The following is a 12,193-nucleotide window of genomic DNA, read 5'->3' as shown; positions in this document are numbered from 1 at the left end:
TTGTATTGACACCATACTTTGCTGCTGATAAAATAAAGTTGTCTTTTTTCCGTCTCAGGAAAGGGATGGTACGAAAAAAAGCTGAAGAAAAAGAAAGAGAGACGTGTATGAAAAAAATTCTCACAGTTCTGCTTTGCGCCGCTATGGTAGCCAGTCTGGCAGCCTGCGGCGGAACAGCCGCTTCCTCTCAGCCCGCCTCTGAAAGCGCCGCCGCCTCTACTCTGACAGGTACCGGCAAGGGCTTTGGCGGACCGGTCACCGTTACTGTCACCATGGAGGGTGACAAGATCGTGGCGGTGGAGGCCGCGGGAGAAAAGGAAACAAACGGCATCGGCACCAATGCGCTGGAGCAGCTCCCCGCCAAGATCGTGGAGGCCAATTCCGCTGATGTGGAAGTGGTTTCCGGCGCCACCGTCACCAGTGAAGCCATTATCTACGCGGTGAAGAACGCCATGGACCCTGCGGCCTATCCGGCGCCCGAGGAAGAGGCTCCCGCTGAGCCCGAGGCACCCGCCGTCATCGAAGCGGCCGAGGCTTATATGGGCTTTGGTCTTTCCAACAGCGGACGCATCGGACCCGGCAAGGATGATACCGATACCCAGGTTTACAGCTTCAACCAGGTGTTTGCCAATGTGCTTTTTGACGGCGAAGGCAAGATCCTGGACCTGTATGTAGACCAGCTGGAGGTTTCCACCCCCAACTACGACGGCGCTTCCATGCCTCATTTCAGCGGCTTCCCCGGACAGGGCGGCTATAATCTGGACAGCGACCACGACGCCAAGGTGGACGGCAAAACCGAAGACACCGAGGACAACTTCAACGCCGAGATCGCTTCCTGGACCACCAAGAGAGAGCGCGGCGCCGACTATGTCATGGGCACCGGCACCTGGAGCAGCCAGATGGACAAGTTCCAGCAGCTGTTTGTGGGTATGACTGTGGAGGAAGTGGAGGATTGGTTCGCCAAATACTGTGCTGATTCCAATGGCCGGCCTCTGAAGGATGGTCTGGAGAACGCTGAGGACAAGGCCAAGTATGACGCCCTTACCGATGAGGAGAAGGCAATGCTGGCTGATGTGACCTCCGCTGCCACCATGAGCCTCCAGGACAGCCACGGCGACATTCTCACCGCCATCAAGAACGCTTATGAAAACCGCGTGCCTCTGGATGTAAAGAGCGCTTCCGGCTTTGGTTTTGGTCTGGCCAACAGCGGCCGTATCGGACCCGGCAAGGATGACACCGGCACCCAGGTTTACAGCTTCAATGAAGTGTACGCCACCACCCTCTTTGACGCTGAGGGCAAAATCGCCGCCATCTATGTGGACCAGCTGGAGGTTTCCACCCCCAACTACGACGGCGCTTCCATGCCTCATTTCAGCGGCTTCCCCGGACAGGGCGGCTATAACCTGGACAGCGACCACGACGCCAAGGTGGACGGCAAGACCGAGGACACCGAGGACAACTTCAACGCTGAGATCGCTTCCTGGGCTACCAAGAGAGAGCGCGGCGCCGACTATGTCATGGGCACCGGCACCTGGAGCAGCCAGATGGATAAGTTCCAGCAGCTGTTTGTAGGCAAGACTGTGGATGAGGTGGCGGATTGGTTTGCCAAATACTGCGCCGATTCCAATGGCCGGCCTTTGAAGGATGGCCTGGAGAACGCTGAGGACAAGGCTAAGTATGACGCCCTTACCGATGAGGAGAAGGCGATGCTGGCTGATGTGACCTCTGCTGCCACCATGAGCCTCCAGGACAGCCACGGCGACATTCTCTCCGCCATCAAGGCTTCCTTTGAGAACAAGGTGGACATTCAGCTGACTTTGGGCTGATGACCACGGCGGCTCAGCGCCTCCATTGAGTTTAAACAAAAAGTAAAAGCGGCGGCAATGGATTAGTCCATTGCCGCCGCTTTTTGGTTACTGGCCGGGCTTCTGCCGGCTCAGAAAGAATCAGGCGCTAAAACATGAACTGCTGCCGCATCCGGCAGCAATGCTCACCTGAAATAAACTTTTCAGTGCAGCTCAACCAAAATATTCCCCCTGTCCCAAGAAGGAAAAGATACCCTTGCATTCTCTGTATACCGGGATGAAAGAGACTATGGCTTTTCTTTTCCTTCCTTCTGACAGCGTGGGCAGGTGCCCATAAATTCCAGACTGTGGCCGGTGATGCGGTAGCCGGTGCTTTTGGCCAGCTCCTCTTCCAGCTTGCACAGGGGGCAGGCATCCACCTGGACGATCTCCCCGCAGACGGTACAAACAAGAAAATGCTTGTGATGGTGGTCGTTGAGCTGATAATAGGTTTTCCCATCCCGGTTGGACTGCTTGAGCACCGCTCCCCGCTCAGTCAGTACCGACAATGTGCGGTAAACCGTGGCCAGACTTAAGGATGCGCCCATTGCCCGGGCACGGTCATAAAGCTCTTCGGCGGAAACCGGAATGTGAGTTTGCTCCAGCAGTTCCAGTACCAATTTCCGGGTTTTTGTATTTTTCAGCTCACAGGATTTGAGAATGTCATGCACCGCAGCGCCACCCCCGGTCCATAAATTCAAAGGGTATTGATGTTTTTTATTATATCCCCCCTTGTCAGGCCTGTCAAACACCGCACTTTGGGGAATGTTCCCTCTCAGGGACGGATACAATAAAATAAAAAGCCTGGGGAGGGATCATCATGAACTGGTTATGGGGAATCGGGGGCTATGCCGCCGCAATGATGCTGATCCTGGCGCTGGTAAGCGCCAACGGCAGGGAACCATAAAAACAGATCCCGGCGATCCTTCCGGGAAGAGGGGGCTGCACCCGGAAGTATGAAATTCCCCTGGAAAGAATATTTTTGATCCAGAAAAAAGAAGAGGTAAAAATCCCGCCGGCATCAAAAAACGGTCCAAGGAAATGCTGTCATGAAGGAAAGAAGGCTTTCCCTCCTGGCAGATTCCTTTGACCGTTTTGCGCTCATTGGAGAAATTTTGGCTCACATTGGAACCAGGCTGATGGGAAAAGAAGGAGGCGTCAGGCGGCGGCCTGCTGCTCTCCGCCTCCGGCAATATAGGCGTCCACTGCCTGCTCCACCACAGCGAAGGGAGCGGGGCCTACATCCAGCACCGTCCGGTGGAATTCCATGGCCTCAAAGTTTTCGCCCAAAGCCTCTTCCGCCTTCTGGCGCAGCTGCTGGAATTCCATCATTCCCACATAATAGGACAGATAGTTGGCCGGATCCTGCACCACCGCCTGAAAAACGCTTCCCGCCGTTTCCTGGTCAGAAAAGCCGTATGCCGCCAGGAACTGCCGCAGCGTATTGCTGTCCCAGCCTTCATAATTGACCCCCAGATCCGCCCGGGCGGAAATGGCCAGAGAGATTTCATCATTCAGCTGAAGCAGCCGCACCAGGGCCTCATCCTCAAGTCCCGCCATTTCATAGGACAAGCCTTCCACATAGGTGGCCCAGCCCTCGGTGTAGCCGGAAAAGCTGAGGATGCACCGCAGAGGATGGGAACCGGTAGTCAGGAAATAGTTGCGCTGGTACATATGACCGGGATATCCCTCATGGGCCATGGTATTGTAAAGACCGGAGAGAGAGGAACGGTTGATATAAATGATGTTGGCATTGGCGCCGTCCGCGTCCACGGGAGGAGTGAGATAAAAAGCGGGACTGCTGCTCTCTTCCATGGAAGAATGGACATAGTTGATCTCATAGGTCAGCTCTTCCAGGGAGGGAAAATCGTTGGCGCATCTGGCCTTTAAATCCTCCAGCACCTCCACCGGATCGGTGAGCGGAAAGGAAAAATCATTGAGGGCCTCCAAGGATTCCGGAGACTGATAAACGATGGTGATCAGCTCCTTCATGGAATCCTCCAGATGCTCATCGGTCATCTCAATGATTTCCTCCACAGATTTTTCCGAGCCTGTGCTGCTGGCCACCAGATAGCTGTAATATTCCTTGCCCTTCTCAAACCCGGCCAGGCCGCCGTCGTTGACCCCTGTACCCCGGAGAGCTTCCATCCCCTCCATCAGCAGGGTATAGGCGGGGATCACTTCCTCCAGCACCACCTGACGGTTGCGCTCTGTATAGTCCGCCCGCTGCTCCTCCGTCAGCTCCGGCAGATCGTCCAAATGCTCCTCAAAGCCGGTAATCAGGTAATTTTCCTCCGGCTCAGCCACAAAGGCTTCGCAGTTTGCCAGCATATCGTCCAGGGTTTTGTCGGACATGAACAGACCCAGCTCCGATTTCCGGGTTTCAAAATCCAGCACATCCTGGAAATAGTCATCCACTGTGGTCAGCAGGGTCAGATAGTCCTCCACATCCTGCTGCTCACGGAAAGCGTACTCCCCCAGCAGGCTGGGCAGCTGGCTCTGGATACCCAGCAGCGGGCTGCACAGCTCCTGGTAATATTCCATCCCCACAGCCTCACGGTCTGTTTCCAGCATCCACAGCAGAACATCATAGGTAGTTTGCTGGCTTTCAGTCAGCTGAGCAGTGTCGAAGGAAGTAAGCTCTTCATAGTCCTCCTCCAGGTCAGCGGCGCTGTTGTCCAGCTCTTCCAGGTCGATGAAGCCCACATTTGCCGGCACATCCTTGACATCAATGCCGTAATTTTCCGGATGGATGAGGAAAAAATGAAGATTGAACAAATCGCTGCTCAGGGCTTCTGTAAAGGAATCGTCCAGATATTCCTCAAACCGCTCCGATTCCGTTTGCTTGGACAGAATCTCTCCCTGACAGGAACAAAGGGAGAGGGCCATGATCGCAGCGGTAAAAAGGGCCGCGAATTTTTTCATAGATGGATCAGCCTCCTTTATGGGTTTCGCTTCATTTTGGTTTTATGATAGGTGGTCAAGCCTGCCAATCATTTGAGAGATCGGGATGGATCAGGATGCCAGAACGCCCCCGCCCGCCCAAGGAAAGAAAATTTTCCGGGGAAAGTGTGTTTTCTGAGAAAATGGAAAAATTCTCCGTTCCTTTGTTTATTGAGGGTACCATATCTGAGAAGAAAAAACAAGCGAGGAGGGTCTGAAAGAAAAAACACTGCATCTTTTGATTTGCCGAAATGTCCGGACATCTCAGTGCAGGGGGGAAGAGAACGTAAACGATTCTGCTGTGGCAGGGACCGGCTCAAACACCAGCAACAACGGATCAGATCTTCCGCTGAAAGGTAGTATTGCCTCAGGGGTCTGTGTTTTTCCCGGCGTATCCAGGGGAAAAATGGCAGGGGGCACGGCGCTGCTTCAAAAGGAAAATGTGCGGCTGAATTTTACGGGAAAGGGCTGAAAAAGCCTTGGGAGGAACCTTTTTGGAGGAAAAACATAACCTGATAACAGAAAGGAGCGAGGATTATGGATCTGAAAAACGGCAACATCACCATTGGAGAACTTCTGGCCTATCCGCCCGCCAAGGCTATTCTGTCCAGGGAGTTTCCCCTGATGATACACCATCCTCTGGCGGGCAGGGCCAAGGGAATGACCCTGAATATGGCCATTCGGCTGGCAGGGGATGCCCTTCCCCGACAAAAGCGGGAAGCGGTACTGGAGCAGTTGCGGCGGGCGTGACACCCCAGGCACAACAATGGGGGAATTGAGGGGATGAGCGCCTCGGGCATATGTCGCCATAACTTCTTTCAAGTCCCTTTACATAAGCGCAAAGGAACCGCCCTGAGAAAATCCTTCAAGGCGGTTCCTTTGGATTTTGTAAATTTATAAAGGCTGCCATCCACGCTCCAAAAGCGTCAGTGCTTATCTCTCACCGCCGGCAGAGTTCTTGCCGGTATGAAGGGCGCGGCTGGCGTTGAGGATGGCGATAACCGATACACCCACATCGGCGAATACCGCTTCCCACAGATTGGCGGCGCCCCAGGCACCCATCAGCAACACCAGAGCTTTGACCCCCAAAGCAAAGATCACATTCTGCCGGACAATTTTCAGGGTCCTGCGGGAGATATCCATGGCGTCCACGATCTTGTGGGGTTGGTCGTCCATCAGCACCACATCCGCCGCTTCAATGGCTGCGTCGGAGCCCAATCCCCCCATGGCGATGCCCACATCCGCCCGGGACAGAACCGGAGCGTCATTGACCCCATCCCCCACAAAGGCCAGGGTACTGCCGGAGGGCTTTTCTGCCAGCAGACGCTCCACGATGTGGACTTTATCTTCCGGCAGCAGGCGGGTATGTACCTCATCCATGCCCAGCCGCTGGGCTGCCGCCTGGCCAGCCTCCAGGGAATCTCCGGTGAGCATGACCGTACGGATACCCCGGGCCTTCAGCAGGCGAATGGTCTCCACAGCGTCAGGCTTGAGAGAATCAGAGATGAGAATAGAGCCCTGATAGTCGCTTCCAACAGCCAGATGGATCACGGTGCCACCCTGATTTGCTGCGGAAGCCTCCATGGATGCGCCGGCCTTTTCCATCAAACGGCTGTTGCCGGCCCAGACAGTGGCGCCATCCACCACTGCCCGGACGCCCATGCCGGGGATTTCCTCAAATTCCGTTACCCGATCCCGGGTATCTTTGCCCTTCCAGGCCGCCTGGAGAGACTGAGCGATAGGATGGTTGGAACCGCCTTCCGCCAAAGCCGCCAGCTCCAGCAGATGATCCCCATCCACACCTGAGGCGGGGCGCACTTCTGTTACCTGGAAGGTGCCCTGGGTAAGGGTGCCGGTCTTATCAAAGACCAACACTTTGGTTTTGGCCAAAGCCTCCAGGTAGTTGCCGCCTTTGACCAGGATACCCTGGCGGGAGGCCCCGCCGATGCCGCCGAAAAAGCTGAGAGGCACCGAGATGACCAGGGCGCAGGGGCAGGAGATCACCAGAAAGATCAGCGCCCGCCGCAGCCAGCTGCTCCATCCGCCACCCAGCAGCAGGGGAGGAACCAAAGCCAGAGCGGCCGCCGCGATGACCACCGCGGGAGTATAGTACCGGGCAAACCGGGTGATAAAATGCTCGGCACGGGCCTTCTTGCCGCTGGCGTTCTCCACCAGGTCCAGGATACGGGCCACCGTGGACTGGCCATAGGACCGGGTTACCTGCACCCGCAGCAAACCGCCGCCGTTGATGCAGCCGCTGATAACGGCATCGCCGGGCGCCACGTCTCTGGGAACCGATTCACCGGTAAGGGCCGCTGTATCCAGAGAGGAGCTGCCGGTAAGGATCACGCCGTCCAGGGGAATCCGCTCTCCGGAACGGATGACGATGGTCTGGCCCACCTCCACCTCCTCCGGGTCCACCTGGCACAGCTGACCGTCCCGCTCCAGGTTGGCATAGTCGGGGCGGATATCCATCAGCGCGGCAATGGAGCGGCGGGAACGGCCCACAGCGTAGCTTTGAAACAGCTCGCCCACCTGATAAAAAAGCATCACCGCCACCGCTTCGGCGTATTCCCCGATGAAAAAGGCCCCCACCGTTGCCAGGGACATGAGAAAGTTTTCATCAAACACCTGGCCGTGGCTGATGTTGCGCACAGCCTTCCACAGCACATCATAGCCGATCACGATGTAGGGGACCAGGAAAACAGCCAGCCGCAGCCAGCCGCTCCAGGGCCCCAGCAGGGCGGCGGCAAAGAAAGCGGCGCTTGTCAGGATGCGCCACAGGGTCTTTTTTTGCTTTTTGGTCATGGTACTCGCTCCTCTTTATAAGAAGGAAATTTTAGGGCAGGCTGAAAAGCCGCCTGATGCATGAAAAAATTCTTGCTGAGAAAACCGCTGCTTTTTTCCACGGGCGGGGAATGGTTCCACCTGCCCCTTTCGGGAAGGCTGCGGGAACTGCCGGACAAAATGCTGGGAAAGCTTTCGGCCGATGTTCCTGATAGGCAGAGCGCGCCTGCCGGGATCAATACAGCTGGGGACAGGCCCGCAAAAAATACGCCTCCTGTCCCGTTATCTTCATTTCCCTTCCGTCAGCTCCGGCAGACGGGAATGATGAAGCAATGTCCTGCTTCCATTACAGCTGGATGGTGCAGTCCCCGTCCACCTTGCGGCAGACCTGAACCACCTGGGCCATGATTTCATCAAAGCGGCTGTCGTCCGCCTCCACCACCATCTTTTGGGTGAGAAAGTTCACCGAAGCGTTTGTGACGCCGTCGATCTTCTTGATGGCGTTCTCCATTTTGGCGGCGCAGTTGGCACAGTCCAGATCGGTCATGCGAAAGGTCTTTTTCATGATGGGTTCCTCCTGATTATAAAATTTGATTTTAAAATATGCTCTTGAACCTGAAAGGGAGATTCCTCCTCCAATGAGGTCCTTTTACTCCCGGATATGCTCCATGCCCTGGTTGATGATGTCCCGGACGTGGCCGTCGGCCAGGGAATAAAAGACGGTTTTGCCTTCCCGCCGGTATTTGATCAGACGGCTCTGACGAAGGGCCCGCAGCTGGTGGGAAATGGCCGAGGGGGTCATATTCAGCAGCTGGGCGATATCACAGACGCACATCTCTGATTCAAAAAGTACATAGAGAATGCGGATACGGGTGGAATCCCCAAACAGACGGAACAGCTCCGCCAGATCGTACAGTTCTTCCTCATCCGGCATCTTTTGGTTGACGCGGTTGACGATCTCCTCATGGGCGTGGAAAAATTCACACTGATCACCGTCATCCATCTCTGTCTGCTGCCGCTTTTCCAATTCTGTCATGGAACCGCCCCTTTCATTTGAACGTTTGCTCATATGTTTATTATACTCAACCGTTTGATGATGTCAAGACCCTTTGGGCAATTTGAGCCTGTCCGGTCTGTCTTTTTTGCTCCGGGTCTGGTATAATGGTGCTGTCAGCCACTTCCGGCGAAAGGAAGGCTGCCCCACTGGGAAAATACCGGAACAAACCGGATCTTTACAGCGGCAGGGTCACAGCGCCTTCAGGCGTGCCCACGGAATACCGCCGGGAAGCCTGAGGGGCTTTGGATCTGCCGCAGCCACAGACAGGCGCAGCGGGGCAGCAGCGAGAAAGGAAAGGAACAGGAACTTGAGCTTTTTACCCATCAATCCCCAGGAAATGAGGGAACGGGGCTGGGAACAGCCCGATTTTATCTGCGTCACCGGGGACGCCTATGTGGACCACCCCAGCTTCGGCATCGCCATCATTTCCAGGCTGCTGGAGCGGGAGGGTTACCGCTGTGTGATTCTGGCCCAGCCGGACTTTACTTCCACCCGGGATTTTACCGCCTTCGGACGGCCCCGTTTGGGGTTCCTCATCACCGGGGGAAACATCGACTCCATGGTGGCCCATTACACCGCCGCCAAAAAGCGCCGCAGCGACGACGCCTATACCCCCGGAAACAAGGCGGGCAAGCGGCCGGACCGGGCCTGCACCGTCTATTCCCGGCTGGCCCGTCAGGCCTACCCGGATATTCCCATCATTCTGGGAGGGCTGGAGGCCTCCCTGCGCCGCTTTGCCCATTATGATTACTGGGATGACAAGGTGCGCCCCTCCATCCTGGTGGACAGCCAGGCGGACCTGCTGGTATACGGCATGGGAGAGCATCAGATCCTTCATATTGCCCGCCGTCTGGCCCAGGGGGAAAGCCCGGCCCAGATGACCGATCTGCGGGGCATCTGCTATCTGGCCCCGCTGGACGCCCCTCTCCCTGACGGCCATGTCACCTGCGCCAGCGTGGACAAGGTCTCCCTGGACAAAATGGCCTACGCCCGTGCCGCCAAGCTGCAATTGGAGCAGCAGGACCATGTTTACGGCAAGGTAGTGGTCCAGAAGCATGGGGACCGGCTGCTGGTGCAGAACCCGCCGGAGATTCCCCTCACCACCCAGGAGCTGGACGATGTCTCCGACCTGCCCTATGAGCGGTACTACCATCCCAGCTATGAGGCGCTGGGAGGCGTGAAGGCCATTGAGGAGGTGGAGTTCTCCATCATCCACAACCGGGGCTGCTACGGCGCCTGCAACTTCTGCTCCATCGCTTTCCATCAGGGGCGGATGGTCCGGGCCAGGAGCCATGAATCGGTACTCAAAGAAGCCCGGGCCTTTGTGAAAAATCCCCGGTTCAAGGGCTATATCCATGATGTGGGAGGTCCCACTGCCAACTTCCGGGGCCCTGCCTGCAAGAAACAGGAAAAGGCAGGGGTATGCCAGGGGAAGAAATGTCTCTTTCCCACCGTCTGCCCTGCCATCAAGGCGGACCACAGCGATTATATCCAGCTGCTGCGGGAGCTGCGGGCCATCCCGGGGGTGAAAAAGGTTTTTGTCCGCAGCGGCCTGCGGTATGACTATATCTGCGCCGATCCCAGCGATGAATTTCTCAAAGAGCTGATCCAGTACCACATCAGCGGCCAGCTGAAGGTGGCTCCGGAGCACTGCGCCCCCAATGCTCTGGCCCGGATGGGCAAGCCTCCGGTGACGGTGTTCAACCAGTTCAGCAAGAAGTTTTACGCCCTGACCAAAAAGGCGGGGAAGGAGCAGTATCTGGTGCCCTATCTCATGTCCTCCCACCCCGGCTGCACCATGAAGGACGCGGTCATCCTGGCGGAGTACCTGAAAGAGCATCATATGCGCCCCGAGCAGGTGCAGGACTTCTATCCCACTCCTGCCACCGCCTCCACCTGTATGTTCTATACCGGCATCGACCCCCACACCATGGAAAAGGTCTATGTCCCCACCGACCCTTATGAGAAGAAGCTGCAGCGGTCCCTGCTGCAATACTACAAGCCGGAAAACAAGCGGTATGTCATCGAAGCCCTTATCCGGGCGGGACGGAGGGACCTCATCGGCCACGGCCCCAAATGTCTGGTACAGCCAGACCGGGAGTATCTCCAGAAATACGGTCCCGCCGCCAAGGAGCGACCCGCTGTGGGCTATGGCCGTCCCGGAAAGGAAAAAAGACGGGGAGGCCAGGAGCGGCTGCGCACCGGCGGCCGCCAGAGTAAAGGGGGACGAGGCAGATGACCAGAAGAAGAAGGCGTTCTAAAAAGAATCCGCTGCTGGCGGCACTGCTGACGCTGATGCTGGTAGGCGTGCTGGTGCTGGCGGAGCCGGTGCTGGCAGACTATGGCATTTCCGTCAATGAGCTGCTTTCCGGGACGGATATCACCATCCCCACCGGGGATTTCACCCACACCGATATCCCCGCCGGACCGGCGGAGGGCACTTTGGAGGTGCGTTTTCTGGATGTGGGCCAGGGCAGCTCCATTTTGATCCTGGGGCCGGAGAAAACCGCCCTCATCGACGCGGCGGAACGGAGCGCCGCTCCCGACATTCTGGAGGATCTGGAAAACGCCGGGGTGGAGCAGATCGATTATTTCTTTGTTACCCATCCTCACAGCGACCATTTCGGCGGGGCGCTGGATATTCTGGAGCAGGTGCCGGTGGAGCAGTTCCTCTTTGCGCCTCTGCCCGATGATCTGGTGCCCACCACTGTTACCTATGAAAAGCTGCTCACATACCTCACCGATGACAGCTGTCCGGTGGAGACCAGCGCCGCCCTCCCGGAGGATCAGTTCGACCTGGGCGGGGGAGCCACCATCACCATCCTGGGACCCCTGGAGGAGTATAAGGATCTCAATAACATGAGTATGGTGCTGCGGCTGGATTTTGGGGATACCTCCTTCCTCTTCCCGGGAGACGCCGAGGAGGAATCGGAAGGCGATCTGGCCGCTTCGGGGCTGCCTTTGAAGGCGGATGTGCTGGCCGCGCCCCATCACGGCAGCCGCACCAGCCTGGAGGATGACTTCATGTTTGCCGTATCTCCCACCTGGGCGGTTATCTCCTGCGGGCTGGACAACGACTACGGCCACCCCAATGAGGAGACCCTGGAACTGTATGACCAGATGGGCATCAGCTATTTCCGCACCGATTATCAGGGAACAGTGATCGCCGCCACCGACGGCAGCGACATCACCTTTACCACCGAGAAATAACAGGAAAAAGAAACATTTTTGGAAGAAAATATCCGGAGCGGTACAGTCACTCCGGTATAAACAGCGGGGTGTTTTGGTCCGATGCCGGCTGCCCCCCTTTATCATATTGGGAAAGGAGTCTTTGACCATGCTCATTGTGGACCGCTTTGAAGGAGAATACGCTGTTTGTGAGGACAGCGAGACCCAGCGTACCCATAATATCCCCAAGGTGCTGCTGCCCAAAGGGCTGCGGGAAGGAGACTGCGTCCGGGAAGTGGCGGGGGAATATGTCATCGATGGAGCGGAGACCCTGCGCCGCCGGCAGAAGGCCAGGGAACTGCTGGAAAAATTATACTGATTTTTCCGTTTTATA

General features: G+C 56.6%; 10 protein-coding genes. 5 read left to right on the top strand and 5 right to left on the bottom strand.

The features are described 5' to 3' along the window. The first annotated feature begins 107 nt into the window (after positions 1 to 107). Positions 108 to 1,826 carry an FMN-binding protein gene (locus BQ5383_RS04865; protein ID WP_071429732.1) on the top strand — a complete coding sequence of 573 codons (1,719 nt, stop codon included), beginning with the start codon at positions 108 to 110 and terminating at the stop codon, positions 1,824 to 1,826. 266 nt (positions 1,827 to 2,092) lie between these two features. Here BQ5383_RS04865 and BQ5383_RS04860 read toward each other — a convergent pair whose 3' ends face one another. Continuing rightward, entirely contained in the window at positions 2,093 to 2,515 is a 423-nt protein-coding gene (locus BQ5383_RS04860; RefSeq protein WP_071430012.1) for a Fur family transcriptional regulator, read from the bottom strand. A gap of 487 nt (positions 2,516 to 3,002) precedes the next feature. After that, a complete protein-coding gene (locus tag BQ5383_RS04855; RefSeq protein WP_083389824.1) occupies positions 3,003 to 4,769 on the bottom strand; it encodes a DUF885 domain-containing protein in 1,767 nt (588 codons plus the stop codon). Positions 4,770 to 5,324: 555 nt separating this feature from the next. On the opposite strand from BQ5383_RS04855, the gene BQ5383_RS04845 reads away from it, so the two are divergent. Then, on the top strand, positions 5,325 to 5,537 hold the full coding sequence (locus BQ5383_RS04845) for a hypothetical protein (protein WP_071429728.1): 213 nt from the start codon (positions 5,325 to 5,327) through the stop codon (positions 5,535 to 5,537). A 183-nt stretch (positions 5,538 to 5,720) separates the two neighbouring features. Here the strand turns inward: BQ5383_RS04845 and BQ5383_RS04840 are convergent, their stop codons facing one another. The 3 genes from BQ5383_RS04840 to BQ5383_RS04825 all read right to left on the bottom strand — a co-directional run bounded on the left by BQ5383_RS04840 (position 5,721) and on the right by BQ5383_RS04825 (position 8,610). Further along, positions 5,721 to 7,595 carry a heavy metal translocating P-type ATPase gene (locus tag BQ5383_RS04840; protein WP_071429726.1) on the bottom strand — a complete coding sequence of 625 codons (1,875 nt, stop codon included), beginning with the start codon at positions 7,593 to 7,595 and terminating at the stop codon, positions 5,721 to 5,723. Between the two features lie 325 nt (positions 7,596 to 7,920). Then, a complete protein-coding gene (locus tag BQ5383_RS04830) occupies positions 7,921 to 8,139 on the bottom strand; it encodes a cation transporter (RefSeq protein WP_071429722.1) in 219 nt (72 codons plus the stop codon). Positions 8,140 to 8,223: 84 nt separating this feature from the next. Next, entirely contained in the window at positions 8,224 to 8,610 is a 387-nt protein-coding gene (locus BQ5383_RS04825) for an ArsR/SmtB family transcription factor (RefSeq protein WP_420835662.1), read from the bottom strand. A 328-nt stretch (positions 8,611 to 8,938) separates the two neighbouring features. On the opposite strand from BQ5383_RS04825, the gene BQ5383_RS04820 reads away from it, so the two are divergent. The 3 genes from BQ5383_RS04820 (at position 8,939) to BQ5383_RS04810 (ending at position 12,178) form a co-directional block, all read left to right on the top strand. Further along, on the top strand, positions 8,939 to 10,870 hold the full coding sequence (locus tag BQ5383_RS04820; protein ID WP_071429720.1) for a YgiQ family radical SAM protein: 1,932 nt from the start codon (positions 8,939 to 8,941) through the stop codon (positions 10,868 to 10,870). Then, a complete protein-coding gene (locus BQ5383_RS04815) occupies positions 10,867 to 11,841 on the top strand; it encodes a ComEC/Rec2 family competence protein (RefSeq protein ID WP_071429718.1) in 975 nt (324 codons plus the stop codon). Before BQ5383_RS04820 ends, BQ5383_RS04815 begins: the two co-directional genes overlap by 4 nt. Positions 11,842 to 11,968: 127 nt before the next feature. Further along, positions 11,969 to 12,178, top strand: a complete 210-nt coding sequence (locus BQ5383_RS04810) for a DUF3006 domain-containing protein (protein ID WP_071429716.1) — start codon at positions 11,969 to 11,971, stop codon at positions 12,176 to 12,178. The last annotated feature ends 15 nt before the right edge of the window (positions 12,179 to 12,193 follow it).

Source organism: Angelakisella massiliensis (assembly GCF_900104675.1).
Lineage (GTDB): Bacteria > Bacillota > Clostridia > Oscillospirales > Ruminococcaceae > Angelakisella > Angelakisella massiliensis.
The sequence above is the reverse complement of the archived record's forward strand: the minus strand, read 5'-3'. Positions and strand labels throughout refer to the sequence as shown.